This is a genomic window from Pseudomonas sp. D4002 (assembly GCF_013385665.1).
Classification (GTDB): Bacteria; Pseudomonadota; Gammaproteobacteria; order Pseudomonadales; family Pseudomonadaceae; genus Aquipseudomonas.
The window spans coordinates 65647-88878 of record NZ_JACAPN010000019.1 but is presented as its reverse complement, the minus strand read 5'-3'; the positions used below and the strand labels follow the sequence as shown (position 1 = coordinate 88878).

20 protein-coding genes and 2 pseudogenes are annotated in these 23232 nt (G+C 61.8%); 8 read left to right on the top strand and 14 right to left on the bottom strand.

The genetic code is table 11. The features are described from left to right. Nucleotides 1–104: 104 nt before the first annotated feature. The 3 genes from HX824_RS14260 to HX824_RS14250 are packed head-to-tail and all read right to left on the bottom strand — an operon-like array spanning nt 105 to nt 3728. Entirely contained in the window at nt 105–1202 is a 1098-nt protein-coding gene (locus tag HX824_RS14260) for a DUF1513 domain-containing protein (protein ID WP_008435520.1), read from the bottom strand. Between the two features lie 2 nt (nt 1203–1204). Beyond that, complete coding sequence (locus HX824_RS14255; RefSeq protein ID WP_102606236.1) at nt 1205–2269, bottom strand: imelysin family protein; 1065 nt, start codon at nt 2267–2269, stop codon at nt 1205–1207. 31 nt (nt 2270–2300) lie between these two features. Continuing rightward, nucleotides 2301–3728 (bottom strand): di-heme oxidoredictase family protein, encoded by a 1428-nt coding sequence (locus tag HX824_RS14250; RefSeq protein ID WP_177054696.1) that lies wholly within the window; start codon nt 3726–3728, stop codon nt 2301–2303. Nucleotides 3729–3867: 139 nt separating this feature from the next. Here HX824_RS14250 and HX824_RS14245 point away from each other — a divergent pair, with 139 nt between their 5' ends. Then, nucleotides 3868–4431 (top strand): NAD(P)H nitroreductase, encoded by a 564-nt coding sequence (locus HX824_RS14245; protein WP_177054695.1) that lies wholly within the window; start codon nt 3868–3870, stop codon nt 4429–4431. Nucleotides 4432–4579: 148 nt separating this feature from the next. Here the strand turns inward: HX824_RS14245 and HX824_RS32940 are convergent, their stop codons facing one another. From HX824_RS32940 to gap, 8 genes and pseudogenes are all read right to left on the bottom strand, one after another. After that, nucleotides 4580–5335 (bottom strand): methyl-accepting chemotaxis protein, encoded by a 756-nt coding sequence (locus tag HX824_RS32940; protein ID WP_371103562.1) that lies wholly within the window; start codon nt 5333–5335, stop codon nt 4580–4582. 102 nt (nt 5336–5437) lie between these two features. Continuing rightward, nucleotides 5438–6577: pseudogene (locus HX824_RS32935) on the bottom strand (HAMP domain-containing protein); the annotation flags it as partial. A gap of 264 nt (nt 6578–6841) precedes the next feature. Next, nucleotides 6842–7243 (bottom strand): YbaN family protein, encoded by a 402-nt coding sequence (locus HX824_RS14235; protein WP_003214107.1) that lies wholly within the window; start codon nt 7241–7243, stop codon nt 6842–6844. A gap of 170 nt (nt 7244–7413) precedes the next feature. Continuing rightward, nucleotides 7414–8022 (bottom strand): biliverdin-producing heme oxygenase, encoded by a 609-nt coding sequence (locus tag HX824_RS14230; protein WP_003214109.1) that lies wholly within the window; start codon nt 8020–8022, stop codon nt 7414–7416. Nucleotides 8023–8153: 131 nt separating this feature from the next. Next, on the bottom strand, nt 8154–10733 hold the full coding sequence (locus HX824_RS14225) for a TonB-dependent receptor (RefSeq protein WP_003214111.1): 2580 nt from the start codon (nt 10731–10733) through the stop codon (nt 8154–8156). Nucleotides 10734–10850: 117 nt separating this feature from the next. Continuing rightward, nucleotides 10851–11819, bottom strand: coding sequence for a FecR domain-containing protein (locus HX824_RS14220; RefSeq protein WP_177054694.1), 969 nt, complete (start codon nt 11817–11819; stop codon nt 10851–10853). A 61-nt stretch (nt 11820–11880) separates the two neighbouring features. Beyond that, complete coding sequence (locus tag HX824_RS14215) at nt 11881–12399, bottom strand: RNA polymerase sigma factor (protein ID WP_003214115.1); 519 nt, start codon at nt 12397–12399, stop codon at nt 11881–11883. Nucleotides 12400–12583: 184 nt separating this feature from the next. Then, nucleotides 12584–13585: a type I glyceraldehyde-3-phosphate dehydrogenase gene (gene gap / locus HX824_RS14210; protein ID WP_003214117.1), complete on the bottom strand. Its 1002-nt coding sequence runs from the start codon at nt 13583–13585 to the stop codon at nt 12584–12586. A 221-nt stretch (nt 13586–13806) separates the two neighbouring features. Here gap and edd point away from each other — a divergent pair, with 221 nt between their 5' ends. The 5 genes and pseudogenes from edd to HX824_RS32930 all read left to right on the top strand — a co-directional run. Beyond that, on the top strand, nt 13807–15633 hold the full coding sequence (gene edd, locus HX824_RS14205) for a phosphogluconate dehydratase (protein ID WP_003214119.1): 1827 nt from the start codon (nt 13807–13809) through the stop codon (nt 15631–15633). After that, nucleotides 15630–16586 (top strand): glucokinase, encoded by a 957-nt coding sequence (locus HX824_RS14200; RefSeq protein WP_003214122.1) that lies wholly within the window; start codon nt 15630–15632, stop codon nt 16584–16586. The genes edd and HX824_RS14200 overlap by 4 nt, the downstream gene beginning before the upstream one ends. 154 nt (nt 16587–16740) lie before the next feature. Next, nucleotides 16741–17472, top strand: coding sequence for a response regulator (locus tag HX824_RS14195; RefSeq protein ID WP_003214124.1), 732 nt, complete (start codon nt 16741–16743; stop codon nt 17470–17472). After that, entirely contained in the window at nt 17462–18931 is a 1470-nt protein-coding gene (locus HX824_RS14190; protein WP_003214126.1) for an ATP-binding protein, read from the top strand. The genes HX824_RS14195 and HX824_RS14190 overlap by 11 nt, the downstream gene beginning before the upstream one ends. 21 nt (nt 18932–18952) lie before the next feature. After that, a pseudogene (locus HX824_RS32930) lies at nt 18953–19054 on the top strand (N-acetyltransferase); the annotation flags it as partial. A 29-nt stretch (nt 19055–19083) separates the two neighbouring features. On the opposite strand, the gene HX824_RS14185 reads toward HX824_RS32930, so the two are convergent. Continuing rightward, on the bottom strand, nt 19084–20013 hold the full coding sequence (locus tag HX824_RS14185) for an AraC family transcriptional regulator (RefSeq protein ID WP_003214128.1): 930 nt from the start codon (nt 20011–20013) through the stop codon (nt 19084–19086). Nucleotides 20014–20339: 326 nt separating this feature from the next. On the opposite strand from HX824_RS14185, the gene HX824_RS14180 reads away from it, so the two are divergent. Next, complete coding sequence (locus HX824_RS14180) at nt 20340–20681, top strand: antibiotic biosynthesis monooxygenase family protein (RefSeq protein ID WP_003214130.1); 342 nt, start codon at nt 20340–20342, stop codon at nt 20679–20681. Between the two features lie 43 nt (nt 20682–20724). Then, nucleotides 20725–20973, top strand: coding sequence for a hypothetical protein (locus tag HX824_RS14175; protein ID WP_003214132.1), 249 nt, complete (start codon nt 20725–20727; stop codon nt 20971–20973). A gap of 141 nt (nt 20974–21114) precedes the next feature. Here the strand turns inward: HX824_RS14175 and HX824_RS14170 are convergent, their stop codons facing one another. Together HX824_RS14170 and HX824_RS14165 are read right to left on the bottom strand one after the other, a co-directional pair. Beyond that, the gene (locus HX824_RS14170) at nt 21115–21747 is read right to left on the bottom strand and encodes a flavin reductase family protein (protein ID WP_008435502.1); all 633 of its coding nucleotides are present in this window, start codon (nt 21745–21747) and stop codon (nt 21115–21117) included. 124 nt (nt 21748–21871) lie between these two features. After that, nucleotides 21872–23191, bottom strand: a complete 1320-nt coding sequence (locus HX824_RS14165; RefSeq protein WP_010169987.1) for an MFS transporter — start codon at nt 23189–23191, stop codon at nt 21872–21874. Between the last annotated feature and the right edge of the window lie 41 nt (nt 23192–23232).

Here is a 23232-nt window from a genome sequence, read left to right as displayed (position 1 = left end):
AGCGTTTTGCTTACTTTTGCGCTTTTCAAAAGTGAGCCGCTGTAAGAGCGGAACCAATAGCAGCCATAACCGCAGCAACGGATATGCCCCCAATCAGCCTCCGATCAAACCAGATGCAGATGGTTATCCCAAAGCCCCGCCGGCAACTCCAGCGGCTTGCCCACCAACGGCACCTGCCGGCAATCGTAAAACCGGCAACGGCCCTGCCCGGAAGTCACCACAAACCCATCAGCCACCGCACCCACCCCGGCACAATCCGGCAACGGCCCGTCCAGCAGCAACTGCGCGCTGTCCATGTTCCAGATAAAGAATCGATTCCCCCGTGGCGCCGTCAACGCCACCAGCCGCAACTCGCTGTGCACCGCCACACTGGCCGTGTAATGCCCCATGGCCTGCAACTGCTCATCCGCCACCGGAAACGCCACAAACGCCTGCCCCGGCCGCTTGATCGCCAGCAACTCCGAACGCTCATGAGACGCCCCCATGAACTGCTGCCCCGCGAGGATCGTCCCGTCGCTGGCAATCCCCATATGCCGCACACTGTTCATCTGCTGGCCCAGGGTCTCCTTGCTCAACAGCGTCCCGTCGCGCTTCATCAGGACCAGGCTCGGCTCCATGGCATTCAGGTTCATCTCCACCCGGCTCTCAGCCTCAGTGCGAATCCCGCCGTTAGCCACCACCAGCGTCTCGCCATCAGGCATCCACGACACCTGGTGCGGCCCGATCCCATGGGTAGAAATCTCCCCGGTGTGCACCAGCCGCTCACCCTCGAACCGGTACACACCCAGCAAACCGCGACCCGGGTCAGACGTGTCGTTCTCCGTGGCATACAACCACTCGCCATCCTTGTGCACCACCGCATGCCCGTAAAAGTGGCGATTGGCCTTGGAGGTGATGGTTTGCAGCAGCGCCCCGTCCCGCAAGTCGATCAGGTAACTCTCGGTGCCCGGCCGGCGGGCGACAAACAGCGCAATCGGCAGCGTCGGGTGGTTGATGATGTCGTGGCAGCGCTGGCCGACCTCGGTGGCAAATACCTGCTTGCCGTCCAGGCGAAAGCCGACGGCGTAGTGCCTGCCATCACTGTCATCCCGCGCCGAGAGCAGCAGCGGGCTTTTGCCCTTCTGCTTGAACAGCGTCCAGCCGCCCAAAGTGATCGCACTGAGCAGCACGCTGCCGAGGGCCAAAGCCTGTCGCCTGAGCATCATCAGTCACCGTCGTTGGCGTTAAAGCCCAGTTGGATGCCCAGCGCCTTGGCCAGCTCGCCTTCGTGCAGGCGGTGGACCACGTTGAGGCTGTCGTAGATATCGTTGAGTTGCTGGCGCCCGGCATCGTCGGCCAGCATTTCATTCAGCGTACGTTGGTTGCTGGCGAACAGTTTCAGGGAGGCGGCATACGCGGCGTCGATCTTGTCAGCCAATGGCTTTTGATCGGCAGGCAACAGGCCGCGCAGGCCTTTGTTGTCGACGCCGACCCAGACGGTCTGGGCGGCAGCCAGGCTGGCTTCCAGGCTTTGCAGGGACGACTGGCTGCGCCACGCATCGGCCTGGAACGGTTGCGGGATGCCCTTGGTCTGGCGGCCCATCGGGGTGCCGAGTTTTTTCTTCAGGGTGTCCAGCGCAGTCACTTGAACCCGCAGCAGGTCGGCGATGGCTTCGTGGGAATCGGCGTAGCGCTGGTTAGGAAACTTGGTCATCTGCGCCAGCATGCCGTCGGTGCTGTTCCAGCTCGACAGGATCTCTTCGGCCAGCAGTTTCTGGCGCTCGCCGATGGCTACCAGCAACGGGCAGTAGCGGGCTTTTTGCGTCTCGTCCGCCAGATCGGTCTTGGCGTCGTAGAGGATGTATTCGTAGGCCGACAGGCCCTGCACCACGACGCTGGATTTGGCCAGGGCGGCGGCGTCGATCTGTGGTTGGGCGGTCACCAGTTGCTCGACTTGACGACCCACCAGGTTTTTCTTGTCCGGCCAGAACTGCACCTGCCACGAGCGGTTGCCCTCGGCCAGCGGGCCGATCAGCAGCGGTTGCAACTCGGCCCAGGCCTTTTGCGCGTGCAGGAAGTCGGCGCGGGCGGTCTCCAGGCTTTCCTTGCCCTGGCAGTAGGCCAGGGCGCTGACGGCCAGTTGGCGGTCGGCTTCAACCCAGCGGCTGTAGGTCGGCAGGATCACTTGCTTGGCGATGGCCGCCGAGGTCACCGCTTGCGGGTCCTGGGGCGAGCACGCACCGAGGGCGAGGGCGGCCAGGCTGGTGAACAACAACTTGGGACGGAACATGTCGAGCTCCCTTCTGTAATTAGGACAAAGCTTATAAAGAATTCAGAAATGCCAGCAACGCGGCGCGCTGCTCGGCATTGAACGACAACACATGCTGCTGCGCCGCCTGGGCTTCACCGCCGTGCCACAGCACGGCCTCCATCAGGTTGCGGGCGCGGCCGTCATGCAAGAACTGGGTGTGGCCACTGACGGCTTGCGTCAGGCCAATGCCCCACAACGGCGGCGTGCGCCAGTCGCGGCCACTGGCTTTGAATTCGCTGCGGTTGTCGGCGAGGCCGTCGCCCATGTCGTGCAGCAGCAAGTCGCTGTAGGGGCGAATCACCTGGTTAGCCAATTCAGGTTCGGCGGCGGTGGGCGCCGTGGTGAATTGCGGGGTGTGGCAGCCCTGGCAACCGGCCTGGTAGAACAGGTTTTTCCCGGCCAGCACTTGCGGTGCGTTGACGTCGCGGCGGGCGGGGACGGCCAGGTTGCGGGTGTAGAACAGCACCAGGCGCAGGATGTTGTCGCTGACCTCAGGCTCGCCATCCGGGCCATTGCCGTTGGGCGCCTGTTTGCAGGCCACTTGTGCATCGGTGCAGTCATCGAACGGTCTCAGGGAGGTGGTCAGGCCCATATCACCAGAGAACGCGTGAACATTTTGTTGATTGAGGTTCGGTTGCCCGGCTTTCCAGCCAAATCGACCGAGTACGGTCTTGTGTTGCGCGTCGTCCCAGACCCAATTCGCCCGCCCGACAATGGCTTCCTTGTCGGCGGTTTTCGGGTCGGTGTTGCGCAGGATGTCGGCGTCGGGGATCGCTTCGAGCAGCCCCAGGCCGATCATCGGCGGTGCAACCCGCGCCGAGAAGCGCGTGTCGGGGTGCACCGGCCCATAACCGAGCTGGGTGATTTGCAGGGCCGGCTTGCGCAATTCGACCACGGTGCCGTCCTTGAAGCGGACGTTGACCGGCGTGTAGTCGACCCGCACCTTGCCCTCCGGGGCGACGCCGGGCACGGCCATGTCCTGCAATTGCCCACCGTAGACCGGTTCGGGGACTACACCCAGTTGCTCGATGACCTTCGCATAGGGCGGCGCATCGGGAATCGACAGGCGTACCAGCATCGACACCGCGTTGGGCGCATCGGGCAATGGCGGATGCCCACGGCCATCCTTGATATGGCAGTTCTGGCAGGCATTGGTATTGAACAGCGGCCCCAGCCCGTCGCGGGCAGTGGTGGTGGACGGGGCAATCACCCAGGGGCTGCGAAAGAAACTGTTGCCGACGCTGAAGTCCAGGCGCCGGGTGGGCGACAGGTTGGCCGAGGGCAGGGAGAAGGCGTTCTGGTCGGTCTTCCTCACCGTGGTCGCGCCACCGGCACGCGCTTCACCAGGCTCGGCCTTGGTGAATCGCGGGGCGTCATCGCAGGCACTCAGGCTCAAGGCCATCAACAGTGCAGACAGGCGAAGGGGCGAACGGGACATCAGTCTTCCTGAACGTAGGCTGAAAATAAGGCCGCAAAGTCTAACAGGGCAGGGCGGATTGAATAAGAGCAATTATCGTTTGGTGGTATCCGATTCATTCCCGCTAGAATGACCGCACATTTTTCTCTGGAGGTGGCCAATGCAGGCTCTCGACGCTTTGCTCAACCGTGTTTCCGTGCCGCGACTGCTGGACCCGGCACCGACCCAGGAGCAGCGCGACCTGCTGTTCGCCGCTGCCGTGCGCGCGCCCGACCACGGCCAACTGCGCCCCTGGCGCTTCCTGACGGTGGAAGGCGCGGCACGTGAGCGCATGGGCACCCTGCTGGCCGAAGCCGCCCGCCTGCAGGACGCCGACGCGCCCCAGGCCGCGATCGACAAGGCGCAGAACGGCCCGCTGCGGGCGCCGTTGGTGGTGGTGGTGATTGCCCGCCTGCAAGAACATTTCAAAGTGCCAAAATCCGAGCAGCTGCTGGCGGCGGCCTGTGCGGCTCACGGGATTCTGCTGGCGGCGTACGCCCAGGGGATCGGCGCGGTGTGGCGCACCGGTGAGTTGTCGTACTCGGCCCATGTCGCCAAAGGCCTCGGGCTGAAGGCGGATGAGGAAGTGATTGGCTTCCTCTACCTGGGCACCCCACAAAACCCGCCGCGTACCGCGCCGAAAGAAGACCTGGCGCCGTTTGTGGCGGCCTGGACGGGTCAATAAGGCACCGCAACTTTAATGTGGACGGGCTTGTGTGGGAGCGGGCTTGCTCGCGAATGCGGTGTGTCAGTCAATACATGTACCGACTGATCCACCGTATTCGCGAGCAAGCCCGCTCCCACATTGGGTGCTTACTGGCTTCAAGCCCGGGTCAAACCCGAAACTGATCCATCAGCTTCATCTGCTGGCTGGCCAGGGCGTTGAGCTGGCTGCTGATGGCCGCCGATTCGGTGGCCTGGCCGGTCAGGGTTTCGGTCACTGTGCGGATTGCCGAGACATTGCGGTTGACCTCTTCGGCCACCGCACTCTGCTGCTCGGCGGCGCTGGCGATTTGCAGGTTCATGTCGCTGATCACCGTTACCGCATCGCTGATCTTGCCCAGGGCCTGCACCGCCTGATGAATCTGCCCGGCGTTGTTCTGCGCCTGGGTCTGGCTCGAATGCATGGTCGCCACCACTCCACGGGTGCCAGTCTGGATGCGTTCGATCACCAGGCGAATCTCCTCCACCGAGTCCTGGGTGCGCTTGGCCAGGTTGCGCACCTCGTCGGCCACCACCGCAAAACCGCGCCCGCTTTCCCCGGCTCGCGCCGCTTCAATCGCAGCGTTCAGGGCCAGCAGGTTGGTCTGTTCGGCGATGCTGCGGATCACTTCCAGTACCGAACCGATCTGCTCGCTGTTCACCGCCAGGGCTTCGACTTCGGTCACGGCCTTGCTCACTTCTTCGGCCAGGGTGGTGATGTCGCGGGTGCTGCGTTCAATGATCTGCATGCCTTCGCGGGCTGACTGGTCGGCACCGCGGGCCGCGCTGGCGGCGTTGGAGGCGCTGTTGGCCACGTCGTGGGCGGTGGCGCTCATTTCATTCGAGGCGGTGGCCACCTGGTCGATCTCACGGAACTGCACCTGCATGCCTTCGCTGGTCTGGCGCGCGATTGCCGAGGACTGGTCGGCGGTGCCACGGGCTTCGGTGATGCTTTGCTTGATCTGCGCGATGGTCGGCTGCAGCTTGTCGAGGAAGCGGTTGAACCAGTTCACCAGTTCCCCCAGTTCATCTTTTTTACCGTAGGCCAGGCGCTGGGTGAGGTCGCCGTCGCCGCTGGCGATTTCCTTGAGCATGGCGGCCACGCTGTTGATCGGCCGGGTCACGCCGGTGGCGGTCAGCCAGATCAGCAACAGGCCCAGCAGCCCGGCGGCTGCGCCTACCAGCAACGCCTTGACGGTGCCACTGGCCTGAGCCTTGTCGAGCACCGCCTGGAGTTTGAGCGAGTCTGCCAGCAGCACTTGTTTGGGCAGTTTGATCACCACGCCCCAGGATTTGGCGTCGGCAATCGGTTTGACCGGGTACACGGCGCGAATCGTGCCGTCTTCCTCGCGGATCTTGCGGGTATCGCTGGCCAGCAGTTGCACGATCTCTTTGCCTTCGGCACCGAGGGTGTCCACCAGGTTTTTGCCGACTTTGGCCGGCTCGCCGCTGTAGCCGGCGATCAAGCCGTTACCGGACAGTATTTCGAGAATTCCGGCGCCGTTGAACAGTTCTTTTTGCGCCGCATCGGTCGCCGCTTGCAGGGCATTGAGGGCGAGGTCCACACCGACCACGCCGATCACTTTGCCGTCGACCAGCAGCGGCAGGGAAATGGTGGTCATCAACACCGGCTTGCCGGCCACGGTGTCTTCATACGGGTCCAGCAGGCAGGTGTTTTTTGTGTCCCGCGGGCAGGTGTACCAGATGTTGTAGGGCGTGCCGCTGAGGTTGAGGGTGGTCTTGGTCAGGTCATCCTCGACCATCACGGTGTTCAGGCCTTCACCGCCGGCGCGGCTCCAGTAGCTGGAAAAGCGGCCTTTTTCGTTGGACACACGGGCGGCATCATTGACGAATTCACTGTCTTTGCCATCGAGGGCGTTGGGCTCGAACGACAGCCAGATGCCGAGCACCTTGGTGTTGCGGTCGAAGGCGGTTTTCAGGCTGTGGTTGAGTTCTTCACGCAGGGCCCCGGCATCCAACGAGCGCTTGCCGGCCAGAGTGCGCAGGTCCTTGATCTGGTCGGCCAGGGCCGTCACCACCAACAGGCTTTCACCGAAGGTTTTTTGCAGTTGTACCGCTTGCTCGGCGGCCTTGGCCTGCAGCAGGTTCTGCACACTGTCGGTGAGCATTCGCGAGCTTGAATCGCTGATGAGTTCGTCGTTCTGGTTGGTCTGGTACAGGTTCATGCCGACCACCAGGGCGATCACCCCCAGCAGGCACAGACCGGACAACAGCACGATTTTCAAGCGAATGGAGAGGGTGTCGAACATAGAAGTACCCGCGAATGGACTTATTAGTATGCAAGCTCAGGCGAGTCCATTCGGCGCTATGCCCGGAACATCGGCTTGGGCCGGCAGTTCATGAGCGGGAGCCGATGAGCGGTAGTCAGGGTGTCAGGTGGGTTGCGGGAGACGTTCCGGTCGCGACCAGATCCACAGGTTGCCCATGCTCATTCCGGCGATGGCCAGGTAGATCGGCCAGCCGTGGTCGAGCATCACCAGCATCAGGCCGGCGCACAGCAGCATGCTCACGGTGGCGCTGACTTTGGCCCGGCGGGCGATGATCCTGCCATTGCGCCAATTGAACAGGATCGGCCCGAACAGCCGGTGGTTTTCCAGCCAGGCACTCAGGCGCGGCGAGCTTTTGGTGGCGGCCCAGGCGGCCAGCAGGATGAACTCGGTGGTGGGCAAGCCCGGTACCACAATCGCAATCAAGCCGATGCCCAGGCTGACGTAGGCCAGCAGGCCGAACAGGACGCGGGCGATTTTGGATGAGGATTGGGTTTTGCCGGTCATGGGTGCGGTTTGCATGGATGGATTTACGAAGGATTCAAAGTGAAACCGGATCAAAATGTGGGAGCGGGCTTGCTCGCGAATGCGGTGGTTCAGTCACCAGATATATTGACTGATCCACCGCATTCGCGAGCAAGCCCGCTCCCACATTTGATTGCATTCCAATCAGGGAATCAGGCCAGCTCAGGGGCGCTAGCGTACGCCTGTTCCAGCAACACGGTGAAGCGCACGAACGCATCAATCGCGCCTTTCTCCACTTCAGCTTCTTCTTCAGCGGTGAATTCCAGTGCGTCGAGGGTGCGGGTGAAGCGCTTCCAGCCTTCAGCGCGACCCCCCGCAGGCTCGCCCAGGTGACGGGCACCGAAGGTTTCGCTCAAACCCAGGCCCACGGCACGCTTGATCAGGAACGCGGCGCCCAGCTTGGAGCCTTCGGACACGAACAGCCAGCCCAGCGCTTCGGCCTTGCTCGGGTTTTTCACCGCGCCGGCCACCGGTGCCGGTACTTCGGTGTCCAGGTCGCCCAGGTCCAGCTTGGCCGCTTCGGCACGGCAGCGTTCGGCGAGGTCAGGGACGATCTTGATCAACTCTGCATCGTTGTACAGCGCCACCAGCTCCGACTGGAACAGGTATTGCGCGACCACGAAGCGGGCGAAGTTGGCCTGGGTTTCAAACGGTGCATGGGCCTTCACCAACGCATCGAGCTTGGTGTGCGGTTCGTTGGTGATCTGGTTCAGGCGCTGGGAGCGCAGGGCTGCACGTTCTGCGGTAGGGGAGGCGGTCATCGGGGAGTCCTTGAGAAGAGAAAGCGTCTGGTTGCCAGGCTGTTATGAACTAGACGAACCAGAAGACGCGTCACAGTAAAAAATCCTCACCCCGGCGCAGATTAAATCGCGCCGGGGTGAGGCTCCATGGATCAGATGTCCCAGATCAGATTGATCGCAAAGTTGCGGCCCGGCTGGGTCAGGCGGTCGAGGTTGGCCGGGCCGGTCACACCGGCTTCGCCGACGCTGTCGTAGCTGCGCACGTCATCCCAGTTCCAGTATTTCTTGTCCGTCAGGTTGTACAGGCCGCCGTTGATGGTCACGTCGTTGGTGACCTTGTAGAAGCCGGTCAGGTCGACGATGCCAAAACCCGGGGTCTTGAACGGGCCGTTGGCGCTGTTGCCGTCAGGGGCGAAGAAGGTGGTGCTGTCGACGCGGTCCTGTTTCTTGACCAGGGTCCAGCTGACCAGGGCACCGTAGTTCTGCTGGTCATAGCCCAGGCCGAACACGCCCTTGAGCGGGTTGACGCTGTTCAACGGTTCGCCGTTGTCGTCATTGCGCCCGTAGGTGTAGGCAATCGAGCCTTGGGTATACAGGCCCTGCGGTGCGCCGAATGCGTCGAGGCTCAAGCGGCCCTTGGCCTCCACGCCCTTGATGGTGGCGTGCTTGATGTTGTTGGCTTCGAACTGCTGGACGGTGCCACCGGCAACCGAGGCATCTTCGTCGATGAAATCACGGTACTTGTTGTAGTACACCGCCACATCAAACGAGCCCGAGTCGAAGTTGCCGCGAATCCCGGTTTCGACGCCCCGGCTGCTTTCCGGCTTGAGGTCCGGGTTGGGTTCGACGGTGTAGCGCTGCTGCAGGTTTTCAAAGCGGCCATACAAGGCCTTGGCCGACGGGGTGCGATAGCCTTCGGCGTATTGGCCGAACCAGGTGTATTGCTCGGTCAGGGCGTAAGTCACGCCGAACTTGGGCGTTACACGGTGCCAGTTCTTTTCCGAATCGCTGTGGTCGTAGATGCGTGTCGGGTCAACGGTATTGAGGAATTCCTGGGTCAGCTTGGGTTTGAGCTGGATGTAGTCGTAGCGGACGCTGGGCAGGAAGGTCCACTTGTCCCAGGCAATCTGGTCCTGGGCAAACAGCGCGTAGGAGTTGATGGTCGGGTCGGGGAAGTCGCTGGCTTTTTTCACGCTGTCGGCGGCCGACGGGCTTGGTGCACCGATGGCGGTGCAGCCTGCGCCGACCGCCAGGCAGGTCGCGGCGCCCTCACGGGAACCGGTGACTTTCTGCTGCTTGAGGGTGGTGCCGTAGGTCACGACATGGTCGGTTTCGCCGATGCTGAAAGCCTTGTCCAACTGCGCGTCGAATACCCACTGCTTCTCTTCGTACAGGGTCTCGCGGGTGCGCAATACCTTGCGCGATGGCTGGTAGATTTCTGCGGTGGTCTGGTCGGTCTTGGCGATCTGGTAGTTGAGGCTGGTCTTGATGTGATCGGCAATCGGCGAGTCGAGGGCGAACTTGTTTTCGATGCCGAAGCGTTCGCGGGTGATGGTGTCGTTGCCCGTGCGGCCGCGGTAGAAATTGAAGCCCTGGCCACCGACAAACGGGCCACCCACTGCGTTTTTCAGGTTGGTGTCGCGATCGTCCTTGAACTTCTCGTAGGTCAGGCCCAGGCGGTTGTCTTCGCCGTAGTTCCAACCCAGTTTGGCCAGCACGTTGGTGGTGCGCGCATCTTCCGGGTTGGCGCCGGTGCGGGCCAGGCCGGTGGCGTTATTCCCGTCGTAGGATTCCATCTCGTGACCGTTGCGCTGGCTCAGGTGCAGCAAGCCGTCGAAGTCCTGCACGCGACCGGCGACGGTGCCGGAGGTCAGCCAGCTCTCATCGGCGGAGCTGTAGCCGGTCTTCAGGCGTGCGCCGTAGTCCTGCCCGGGCTTGATGATGTCGTTGGGGTCGAGGGTAAAGTAGCTCACCGCGCCGCCGATGGCGCTGCTGCCGTACAAGGCCGAGGCCGGGCCGCGCAGGATTTCCACGCGCTTGACGATTTCCGGGTCGACGTAGTTGCGGCGGGTCTTGGCGTAGGGGCCGTTGAAGAAGTTGTCCGGCACCTCGACGCCGTCCACCTGGGTCAGGATACGGTCGCCGTCGATCCCGCGAATGTTGTAGCCAGCATTGCCGGAGCGGGTGCCGGCACCGCCCACCGAAACACCTGGCTCATAACGCACCAGTTCACGGATGGTGTTGACGTTCTGGCGGTCCAGTTCTTCGCGGTCGTGCACGGTCACGGTGCTGGGCACGCTGTCCACGGCCTGTTCCTGGCGGGTGGCACTGATGGTCATCTGTTGCAGGGTGATGGCGCCGACGGCGACGCGTTTTTCCAGCACGATGTTGTTGTTGCCCAGTTTGCGATAACCCAGGTTGGTCCCCACCAACAGCCGGTCCAGGGCTTTATCCGCCGGCAATGAGCCGCGCACGCCAGGGGACGACACACCCTGGCCCAGTTCTGCCGGCAGGCCGACTTGCCAGCCGGTCACCGCGGTGAAGGCGTTCAGCGCCGAGACCAGGGATTGCTGCTCGATGCTGAAGCTGTAATTGCCCTGGCTGCGGCTGGCAGGCTCGGCGGCGGTGGCAGCCATGACGGGCGCACCGGCCAACAGGATTGCGGCCGTCAGCAGCGACAAGCCCTGGCGGCGAACGGGCGAAGAGGACCGGCGGTTGAAACGAGACGACATCGAGAGCGCTCCGGAAGGTACGAATCTTATAGTTGCGCACTGAATCAAATAGGAATCAGTTGCATTGGCTATAACGAGACGTATCGTCGCTGGCTATCGAGTAAAAATAATTCTCATTTAGTTCAGGATCACCAGCGCCGGGTATTCCGAGAGCTTGGCCGAGGTGATGTGGGCCAGGGAGCGCACCACGTCGAGCGGCTGGTCGAGCCGGTAATTGCCGGTGACGGCCACGCTGGCCAGCCTGTCGTTGTTGTTGACGATCCAGCCGGGGTAGTAGCGACGCAATTCGGCCAGCACTTCGCTCATCGGGCAGTTTTCGAAGATCAGCCGGCCTTCGACCCAGGCCAGGTCCTTGGTGGTGTCGAGCTTGGCCGGTTGGCCGAAGCCCTTGGGCCCGATGCGGATACTTTCACCGGCGCTCAGGCGCACCCGCGCGTCGTCAAACGTGTTGCTCAGGTCGACATCACCGCGCTGTACCTGAACCTGGGCTTCACCGTTCAAGTAGCGCACCGCGAAAGAGGTGTCCCTCACGCTGGCGCGCACCGGGCCGGCGTCGATTTCCAGGGGCAGGCCACGGCTGGGCAGCACTTCGAAAAACGCCTCGCCCTGATACAGGCGGGCGATGCGCTGGTGGTCCTTGATGCTGCTGGAGAAGGCTGAATTGGTGTTGAGCAACACTTTCGAGCCATCGTCCAACTGCAGGCGCTGGCGCTCGCCCACCACGGTCAGATGGTCGGCCTGCAGGCGCATAGGCAGGTTGCTGAAGCTGAACAGGCCCAGCAGCAACACGGCGGCAGTGGCCAGGGGCTTCCAGTGCGGTTTGATACGGCGCCAGGCGCTGGGTTTGCGTGGCGCATTCAGGGCGACGGCAGCGCTGTGAACCGGCGCGCCGCCCCAGGCAGTCTGGGCCTTGATGAAGGCTTCGGCGTTTAACGGGTCGTTGGCGAGCCAGGCTTCAAATTCCGCCTGCTGCCCGGGTTGCGGGCACTGCAACGCGATCAGCCAGTCGAGGGCTTGGTCCATGGCCGCGTCTTGCAACACCTCATGAGCCAGCTCATGGGGGTGCCGTTTATTCGGTTCCGTCACGGTGTTCCTCGGGTCTTCGCCACGTTTTAATCAATAGTCCTACAGACTGTGCCGACAAAGCTTAAGGGCGATCCAGTCTTTCGGCCACACCTATGCAGATGGCCATGATCAGTTTCAGTTCCTTCTGCACGGTGCTCAGGGACACGTCGAGCTTGTCGGCGATCTCCTGATAGCTGCAACCGTGCAGGCGGCTGAGGATGAATATCTGCTGCTGGCGGGCGCTCAACTGGCCGAGGCTGACACTCAGGTGCTCGAGCAATTGCTCGGCCTGTGTCGCGTCTTCGGGGGTGCTGACGGGGGAGGCGACGCTTTGCAGGACGTCCAGCGGGACATCTTCCTGCAGGGTGCGGGCCTGAATCCTGCGGGCGCGCAGGTGGTCCAGCGCCAGGTTGCGCGCCGTCTGGTAGACAAAGGGTTCGAGGTGGTCGATCGGCCGTTCGCTCAGGGCCCGGGTAACGCGCAGGTAGGTTTCCTGCAACAGGTCCTCGGCGGTGCTGTGGTTATTCACCATCCGCTGCAAGGTGCGCAGCAAAATCACCCGTTGGGTGAGGAAGACTTGGTTGAAACGAGATTGGCTCACAGTGATACCAGACCGATTTGCAGCGAATGATAATGCTTATCATCAACGCAAATGGCAAGTGGCACTTTGGATTACTGTAGGAGCGAGCTTGCTCGCGAAGGGCGTCAACGATATCGCTGGCATCCTGAATAAACGCGGTGGTTTTGCGTTTTTCGCGAGCAAGCTCGCTCCTACAGGCCGAGCATTACTCGGCGTTGCACAGCGCCAGGCAGTTATCCAGCATGCGGTTCGAGAAGCCCCACTCGTTGTCGTACCAGGCCAGCACTTTCAGCAGTTTGCCGCTCACTTTGGTGTGATTGGCGTCGAAGATCGACGACAGCGGGTTATGGTTGAAGTCACTGGAAACCAGCGGCAGGGTGTTGTAGCCGAGGATTTTCGAGTGCTGGCTGGCTTCTTTCAGCAGCGCGTTGACCTGCTCGGCACTGGCTTCTTTTTTCAGTTGCACGGTGAGGTCCACCAGCGACACGTTGATCACCGGTACACGCACGGCCATGCCGGTCAGCTTGCCTGCCAGTTCCGGCAGCACCAGGCCCACGGCTTCGGCAGCGCCGGTCTTGCTCGGGATCATGTTCTGGGTGGCCGAGCGCGCGCGGTACGGGTCGGTGTGGTAGACGTCGGTCAGGTTCTGGTCGTTGGTGTAGGCGTGGATGGTGGTCATCAGGCCGCTTTCGATGCCCAGCTCGCGGTGCAGCACCTGGGCCACGGGCGCCAGGCAGTTGGTGGTGCAGGAAGCGTTGGAGATGATCTGGTGGGATTGACGCAAAATGTCATGGTTTACCCCGTACACCACGGTGGCATCGGCGCCCTTGGCCGGGGCCGAGATGATTACCTTGCGCGCGCCGGCGGTAATATGGGCGGCGGCCTTGTCACGGTCGGTGAACAGACCGGTGCATTCGAACACCACGTCCACCTTGTGGGCAGCCCACGGCAGGTCGGCCGGGTTGCGAATGGCACTCACGGCAATCCGGTCACCGTTCACGGTCAGGCTTTCCTGATCATGAGCGACCTCTGCGTCGAAAGTACCGTGGACGGTGTCGTATTTAAGCAGGTGGGCATTGATCGAGCTGTCGCCGAGATCGTTGATGGCGACGATCTGCAAATCCTGACGGTAACCTTGGGTATAAAGTGCGCGCAGGACATTACGGCCAATACGGCCAAAACCATTGATAGCGATACGTAGAGTCATTGGAAGGTGCCTGTCGTCGATTTGTTGTAAGAATTACAAGATTATTCGCATAAAAATAGAAAACAAGCCTTTTTAGTGGCAATATTTTGTTCAATCTACAACGAGTGACCTGAATCAACTGGTCCGATTGGTCAAGCAACACCCTGCCAACCTCTTCGCGGCGGGCTTTTGACCAGCATAGACACTCAGGTCGCCACATCCGTTAGCCTGGAGTTCTATACATGCATCCCCGCGTACTTGAGGTCACCGAACGGCTTATCGCCCGCAGCCGTGCAACCCGTGAGGCATACCTTGCGCTCATTCGCGGCGCTGCCAGCGACGGCCCGATGCGCGGCAAGCTGCAATGCGCCAACTTTGCCCACGGCGTGGCCGGGTGTGGCACCGAAGACAAAAACAGCCTGCGCATGATGAACGCCGCCAACGTGGCAATTGTTTCGTCATATAACGACATGCTGTCGGCCCACCAGCCATACGAACATTTCCCCGAGCAAATCAAAAAGGCCCTGCGTGAAGTCGGTTCTGTTGGCCAGTTCGCCGGCGGTACCCCCGCCATGTGCGACGGCGTGACCCAGGGCGAGCCAGGCATGGAGCTCAGCCTGCTGAGCCGCGAAGTGATTGCCATGTCCACGGCGGTAGCGCTGTCCCATAACATGTTCGACGCCGCGCTGATGCTGGGTATCTGCGACAAGATCGTCCCCGGCCTGATGATGGGCGCCCTGCGCTACGGCCACCTGCCGATGATCTTCGTACCGGGCGGCCCGATGCCGTCGGGGATCTCCAACAAACAGAAAGCCGACGTGCGCCAGCGCTACGCCGAAGGCAAGGCCACCCGCGAAGAGCTGCTGGAATCGGAGATGAAGTCCTACCACAGCCCGGGCACCTGCACCTTCTACGGAACCGCCAACACCAACCAGTTGCTGATGGAAGTCATGGGCCTGCACCTGCCGGGCGCTTCGTTCGTCAACCCGTACACGCCGCTGCGTGACGCCCTGACCCGCGAAGCCGCGCACCAGGTCACGCGCCTGACCAAGGCCAACGGCAGCTTCACGCCGATCGGCGAGATCGTCGACGAGAAATCCATCGTCAACTCCATCATCGCCCTCAACGCCACTGGCGGGTCCACCAACCACACCCTGCACATGCCGGCCATCGCGATGTCGGCGGGCATCATCCTGACCTGGGATGACATGGCCGACCTCTCCGAGGTGGTGCCGACCCTCTCCCACGTGTATCCAAACGGCAAGGCCGATATCAACCACTTCCAGGCGGCGGGAGGCATGTCGTTCCTGATCCGCGAACTGCTGGAAGCCGGCCTGCTGCACAACGACGTCAACACCGTGGCCGGTCATGGCCTGAGCCGCTACACCCAGGAACCGTTCCTGGTGGACGGCGAGTTGGTATGGCGTGAAGGCCCGATCGAAAGCCTCGACGAAACCATCCTGCGTCCCGTGGCCCGTGCGTTCTCTCCGGAAGGCGGCCTGCGGGTAATGGAAGGCAACCTCGGCCGGGGTGTGATGAAGGTTTCCGCCGTGGCCCTCGAACATCAAATCGTCGAAGCCCCGGCCGTGGTGTTCCAGGACCAGCAAGACCTGGCCGACGCGTTCAAGGCCGGTGAGTTGGAAAAAGACTTTGTTGCAGTGATGCGTTTCCAGGGCCCGCGCTCCAACGGCATGCCGGAATTGCACAAGATGACCCCGTTCCTCGGCGTGTTGCAGGATCGTGGCTTCAAAGTGGCGTTGGTAACAGACGGGCGCATGTCCGGCGCGTCGGGTAAGATTCCCGCCGCGATTCACGTCAACCCCGAAGCCCAGAGCGGCGGGCCACTGGCACGTGTGCGCGATGGCGATATCATTCGCGTGGATGGCGTCAAAGGCACCTTGGAGCTTAAGGTGGACGCCGAAGAATTTGCCGCGCGCGCGCCTGCCACGGGCCTTCTGGGCAATAACGTGGGGGCCGGTCGCGAGTTGTTTGCGTTTATGCGTTTGGCTGCAAGCTCCGCAGAGCAGGGCGCCAGCGCCTTTACCTCTGCCTTGGAGACACTTAAGTGAAGCTAGCGCTGGTCGGTGATATCGGTGGTACCAACGCCCGTTTTGCGTTGTGGCGGGATCAGGAGCTGCATTCGATCCGCGTCCATGCGACGGCGGATCATGCCAGCCCGGAAGAGGCGATCCAGGTCTATCTGAAGGAAGAAGGCCTGGCCATCGGCTCGATTGGCGCGGTGTGCCTGTCGGTCGCGGGGCCGGTGAGTGGAGATGAATTTAAATTCACCAACAATCACTGGCGCCTGAGCAAGACTGCGTTCTGCAAGACCTTGCAGGTGGACGAGCTGCTGCTGGTGAATGATTTCTCGGCCATGGCCCTGGGCATGACCCGCCTGAAGCCCGACGAATTCCGCGTGGTGTGCGAAGGCACGCCGGAGCCGTTGCGCCCTGCGGTGGTGATCGGCCCGGGCACTGGCCTGGGCGTCGGCACCTTGCTCGACCTCGGCCATGGCCGTTGGGCGGCATTGCCGGGGGAGGGCGGCCATGTCGACCTGCCCGTGAGCAGCCCGCGTGAAGCCCAGCTGTGGCAGCACATCTACAATGAGATCGGCCATGTCAGCGCTGAAACTGCCTTGAGCGGTGGCGGTTTGCCCAGGTTGTACCGGGCGATCTGCGCGGTGGACGGTCACGAGGCGGTTCTGGAAACCCCCGAGGCCATCACTGCTGCCGGCCTGGCGGGTGATCCGATTGCCCTGGAAGTGCTGGACCAGTTCAGTATCTGGCTGGGCCGCGTTGCCGGTAACAACGTGCTGACCACCGGTGGTCGTGGCGGGGTGTACATCGTGGGTGGGGTGATCCCGCGCTTTGCCGATTTCTTTATCAAGAGTGGTTTTGCCAGGAGTTTTGGCGACAAGGGCTGCATGAGCGACTATTTCAAAGGCATTCCGGTGTGGCTGGTGACGGCACCGTATTCAGGGTTGACAGGTGCTGGTGTGGCGCTTGAGCAGGCATTTGCGTAGGCAGTGATGGCCTCTTCGCGAGCAAGCCCGCTCCCACATTCAATCCCATTCCAACTGGATGAATGAGGTCGAATGTGGGAGCGGGCTTGCTCGCGAAGGCGGCCTCAAGGGCAACAAATGACTTAAGCTTGGCCATAACAACAAGGAGGACCCCGTGAGCGTAATCAGTAAATCCATTCTCCTGGTCGACGACGACCAGGAAATCCGCGAGTTGCTGCAAACCTACCTCAGCCGCGCCGGTTTCCAGGTGCGTGGCGTGCCGGATGGCGCGGGGTTCCGCCAGGCGATGAACGAAGCGCCGTGCGACCTGGTGATCCTTGATGTGATGCTGCCGGACGAAGACGGTTTCAGCCTCTGCCGCTGGATCCGCCAGCACCCGCGCCAGGCCCAGGTGCCGATCATCATGCTCACCGCCAGTTCCGACGAAGCCGACCGCGTCATCGGCCTGGAGCTGGGTGCCGACGATTACATCGGCAAACCCTTCAGCCCCCGTGAGCTGCAGGCCCGTATCAAGGCCTTGTTGCGGCGCTGCCAGTTTGGCCAGGAGCGCAGCGGCGGCGAGGTGCTGGTGTTTGGCGAGTGGCGCCTGGACATGGTCAGCCACCGGCTGTTCCACGTCGACGGCGAGGAAGTGATTCTTTCCGGCGCCGATTTTGCCCTGCTCAAACTGTTCCTCGATCACCCCCAGCAAATCCTCGACCGCGACACCATCGGCAACGCCACCCGTGGCCGCGACCTGATGCCCCTGGACCGGATTGTCGACATGGCCGTCAGCCGTCTGCGCCAACGCCTGCGCGACACCGAAAAACCACCCCGGCTGATCCGCACCGTGCGCGGCAGTGGCTATCAATTGGCAGCCAGCGTGGTTGCCGGCAATGCCCACTGAGCGCCTGCGTGAACTGCGCCGGCGCATCCCGGTACCGCGTTCGCTGCTGGGGCGGATGTTACTGCTGACCCTGTTGGCGGTGCTGTTTGCCCAGGCGTTGTCCAGCGTGATCTGGGTCTCGCAATTGCGCGCTACCCAGCTTGAAGGCCTGGTAACCGCCGCCCGCAGCCTGGCGCATTCGATGACCGCCAGCGTCAGTTATTTCCGCTCGTTGCCGGTGGCCTTCCGGCCGTTGGTACTGGACCAGTTGCGCAGCATGGGCGGTACCCGGTTTGTGGTGACGCTCAACGACAAGCCCCTGGACATGGCGGTATTGCCGGAAACCCCGCGCAAGCATGCAGTGCTCGGTGCTGTCGAAGAAGTGTTGCGCCAGACCCTGGGCAGCGACGTGCATGTTTCGGTGGAGTTCGTCAGCGCCGAAGACCTGCGCATCTTCAACGCCGGCTTGAAACTCGACGAACTGCCGCGTTCCTGGGCGCATTACGCGCTGACCCTGGAACCGGTGAATCCGCCGGTGTTGGTCACCCAGATCCAGCTGGCCCAGGGCGAATGGCTCTACATTGCCTCCTTGCTGCCCGAACCCTATACCAGCCTCGAAGAACAAGGCCTGCCATACCAGCAGGTGTGGTTTATCGTGCTCACCAGCGGCTTCCTGCTGCTGTTTATCGGCCTGTTGGTGCACTGGCAAAGCCGTCCACTCAAGCGCCTGGCGAGGGCGGCGCGGGACATGTCCCTGGGCGCCGACGTGGAGCCGGTGGCCGAAGGCGGCGGCAGCGAAGTGGTGGAAGTAGGCCGCGCGTTCAATGCCATGCGCGAACGCATCAGCCGTTACCTGACCGAACGCAGCCAGCTGTTCAGCGCCATTTCCCACGACCTGCGCACACCCATCACACGCCTGCGGTTGCGGGTGGAATTGCTGGAAGACGAGAACCTGCAAGCCAAGTTCGGCCGCGACCTGGATGAACTGGAGTTGCTGGTCAAAGGCGCGTTGCAGTGCGTGAAGGACACCGACATCCACGAAAACATCGAACCGGTGGACCTCAACCACGTACTCGACTGCCTGGTGGAGCCGTACCTGGCGCCCAACGGCAATGGGCGCGTGACCCAACATGGTCGGGCACTTACGACGTACCCGGGCAAGCCGCTGGCGCTCAAGCGCTGCATCGGCAACCTGATCGACAACGCCCTGAAGTACGGGCAGAACGCCCATTTGCACATTGAAGACGATGGCGCGGAGTTCATCCTCCACGTCGACGACGAAGGCCCGGGCGTGCCGGAACAGCGCCTGGAGCAGGTCTTCGAACCGCACTTCCGCCTGGCCGGGCAGCAACAGGGTTACGGCCTGGGCCTGGGCATCGCCCGCAACATTGCCCACAGCCATGGCGGTGAAGTGAGTTTGCAGAATCTGCGGGAGGGCGGTTTGCGGGTGACCTTGCAACTGCCTCGTGGCCTGGATTGAACGCCACCAATACCGCAGCTGATTGAGTACTTGTGGCGAGGGAGCTTGCTCCCGTTGGGGCGCGAAGCGGCCCCAAAAGATGGGACTGCTGCGCAGTCCAACGGGAGCAAGCTCCCTCGCCACATTATTAGTATCCGGCGTTATAACCGTGGTTAGACGCTCTGGCGCAACCTGGCCAGATCCCGCAACGGCGGCGCACCAAACAGCCGGCTGTATTCGCGGCTGAACTGCGATGGGCTCTCATAGCCCACCCGATACCCCGCCGCCGAGGCTTCCAGGCCCTCGGCGATCATCAACCGCCGAGCCTCCTGCAAACGCAGTTGCTTCTGGTACTGCAACGGGCTCATGGCGGTCATCGCCTTGAAGCGGTGGTGCAAGGTCGAGACGCTGAGGTTCACTTCCTTGGCCAGGTCATCAATGCGCAGGGGCTGTTCGTAGTTGCCGTTCAACCAGGTGATCGCCTGGCTCACCCGATGGCTCTGACTGTTGGCGACGGCAATTTCATACAGCCGATAACCCTGTGGACCGCGCAACAGGCGATAGAGAATTTCCCGATTGATCAGCGGCGCGAGCATTGCGATGTCTTTCGGTGCGTCGAGCAATCGGGTCAGGCGCAGCACGGCGTCCAGTAGCTGGCTGTCCAGGCGGTCGACATACATCCCTCGGGAGGTCGGGCGCGGGGGCACGCCCATCGGCCCGGCTTCGGCAATCAGTGCGGTGATCTGTGCCGGGTCGATATTCACCCGAATCGACAGGTTGGGGTCTTCCGGCGTGGCATCAAGGATGCGCCCGGCCACCGGCATCGCTACCGAAAACACCAGGTAATTGAGCGGGTCGTAGGCGAAGACTTCATCCGCCAGGCGCACTTCCTTGCTGCCCTGGGCGAGGATGCACAGCGCGGGTTCAACCAGCACCGGCGTGAATTCACGCGGGGAGTTATGGCGGTTGAGATACAGCGACGTGATCGCCGTGCCGTAGGAACCATCCTCCCAGGTATGCCGGCGAACGATGCCGGCGAGTTCTGCGCGCTGCTTTTCCATATCGGCGTCGAGGGGTTTGGAGCGAAGTTCGGGCGACGACATGGGACATCCTCTGGTGCTTTGACGATGGGCACAGCTTAAGGGCGGCTTTGCAAAAAGCGGTATTTCGATTCTGCACAATCCTTGCCTGATCCTGCGAAAAATCGTGAATCAGGCAAGCCGGGGCCTGTCATGCCCCTGAAATACGGCAGTCATGCCGGGAATAAACTTCGCAGGCCGATTGCTATATCTACGTATCTCGCAGGATTGTGCAATAAGCCAGCAGGAATTGACTAACCGCATCCACACCCGCGCCCGTATCTTTGATCCTGTGGCAACACGCCCTCACAGTGCTTGCCGAGCATCACTTCTCAACGGGAGAGTCGAACATGTCCACCCCCATTCCCGCGAGCCATATGGCCTTTATCCGTGCCCGTACCGGGTACAGCACCGAACTGGGTGCACGCTTGAGCAGTTTGATCGAACCGGGCCGCCAGGCTCAGGGTTGCCTGCAATTCTCGTTGCAGCACTCCCTGGCCGACCCGGATGTGTGGTTGGTGTCGGGCTTCTGGAGCAGCGAGCAGGCGATGAGTGCCTACTTCAGCTCGCCGGCGCTGATGGTCTTCACCGAGTTGTTGAATGACATGGTGGTTCGCAGCATGGACTTCCAGACCTTTACCGACGCCTCGGCGGCCAATGCCTATGGCGAGTACCTGCAACTGGCGGGCTAGTGCTTTAGAATGGCCGCCTTTCCCATTGGCCAGGACCTGCAACATGGCACGTAAAGAGTTTGCCCACCACGAAGCCGTTTCCGCCTTGGTGCGTGAAGAAGAGGGTGGCTATAGCGCCGCCATCGCCGTCAAGGCGCTGGATGGCATGGGCGCACCGCGCTTTCACAAGATCCTCGATGGACAGACGTTCAAGACTGCCTCCGACGCCGACGATGCCGCAGCTCTGCAACTGGAGCGCTTGGTCGATGTAGATGAAGACGGTCAGCTCTCTTGGGCAACTTCCGCCAACTAAAAACACCGCTGATCCAAATCTGGGAGCGGGCTTGTGTGGGAGCGGGCTTGCTCGCGAATGCGGTGGATCAGTTGGCATATGCATTGACTGATACGCCCCCTTCGCGAGCAAGCCCGCTCCCACATTTTTATCTCGTTCCAATCAGCGTTGCGCGGCGCCTGGGCGGTACATTTTGAACAGCGCTTCCGGCCCCAACTGAAAATAATCCGCCGGGCCACCTCCACGCAGGATCGGCTGGGCGGCAGCCGTGTCGTACACCCCGTCTTTCAGCAGCCATTTGGCGATATGCACCGCGACCACCTCGCCGAGCACCAACCAGCTTGGCACCAGCTCCTTGTCGGCGCGCTGCAGCTGAATGATCTGCGTCACCTTGCACTCAAACGACACCGGGCTTTCGGCCACGCGAGGCACGGCGATCACCTTTGAAGCCACCGGCGTCAAGCCGGCCAATTCAAACTCGTTGACCTCGGGTGATACCGGCGCGCAACTCTGGTTCATCTGCTCGGCCAGCGGGCGGGTAGCCAGGTTCCACACGAATTCGCCAGTCTGTTCGATGTTGTTCAGGCTGTCTTTGCGCCCGACGCTGGAAAATCCGATGATCGGCGGAATGTAGTTGAAGGCGTTGAAGAAACTGTAGGGTGCGAGGTTCAGGCGGCCCTGGCTGTCGTGTGACGAAATCCAGCCAATCGGGCGCGGGCCGACAATCGCATTGAACGGGTCATGGGGCAGGCCGTGGCCGTTGGCGGGTTCGTAGAAATGAATATCGTCGGACATGGGCCGGGGTTCCTGCTGGTGGTTCGGGGAAGGGCATCATAGTGCACTCAGGTGGAGTGTTCGCCAATGAAAAAGGGGCTGTGTCATACACTGACACAGCCCCTTTTTTATCCTGGCAGAACCCTTAGTCCGTAGTAATCCGCGAATGCTTGCGGGTGTCTTTCATGGTCACATACACCAACAGCGACACCGCAATACACGCGGTGACGTACCAGTAGTAACCGGTTTCCATACCAATGCTCTTGAACCACAGCGCGATGTATTCAGCGGTGCCGCCGAAGATCGACACGGTCAGTGCATAGGGCAAGCCAACGCCCAGGGCGCGGATTTCGGTGGGGAACAATTCGGCCTTCACCACGGCGTTGATCGAGGTGTAGCCGCTGACGATGATCAGCGCCGCCATGATCAGGAAGAACGCGCCCCACCAGGTCTGGATGGTGTGCAGGGTGGTGAGGATCGGCACGGTGAACAGCGTGCCGAGGACGCCGAAGGCGATCAGGATCGGCCGGCGGCCAACCTTGTCCGACAGCCCGCCGATGATGGGTTGCAGGCACATGAACAGGAACAGCGTGGCCGCCGAAATGGTGGTGGAGTCGGAGATGCTCATGCCGACGGTGTTCACCAGGTATTTCTGCATGTAGGTGGTGTAGGTGTAGAACGCCAGGGTGCCGCCCATGGTCAGGCCGACTACGGTCATCAGTTCCTTGGGGTGGCGCATCAAGGTGCGCATTGCGCTTTCCTTGGCCTTTTCTTTCTTGGTGAACGACTCGGTTTCTTCCATGCCACGACGCAGGTACAGCGCCACTACCGCGCACAGCGCGCCGATGGCGAACGGGATACGCCAGCCCCAGTCGTACAGTTGTTCGGTGGTCAGCAATTGTTGCAGCACGATCAATACCGCCAGGGCGATGAGCTGGCCGGAGATCAGGGTCACGTACTGGAAGCTGGAGTAGAAGCCCCGACGTTCCTTGGTCGCCATTTCGCTGAGGTAAGTGGCGGAGGTGCCGTATTCACCGCCGACCGACAGGCCCTGCAGCAAACGGGCGAATACCAGCAGGATCGGCGCACCGATACCAATGGCTTCATAGCCCGGGCTCAGGGCAATCAGCAGCGAGCCGAAGCACATCAGGTAGACCGACGCCATCAAGGCCTTTTTACGCCCGACCTTGTCGGCGTACAGGCCCATCAGCCAGCCACCGATCGGGCGCATCAGGAAGCCCACGGCGAAGATCGCGGCGGTGTTCAGGAGTTGGGCGGTGGTGTCGCCTTTCGGGAAAAAGGTCTTGGCGAAATACAGGGAGAAAGCCGCGTAGACGTACCAGTCGTACCACTCGACCATGTTGCCGACCGATCCGCTGAAGATCGACCTGATACGGCTGGAGGTGGTGCGTTCTTTTGCCGGCGCAGCCGCCGACCCCAGAGGCAGGGAGTTGGAGTTATCCATTTAAGGATCCTTCATCTAATTGTTTTTGTGGAGCGCGCGGT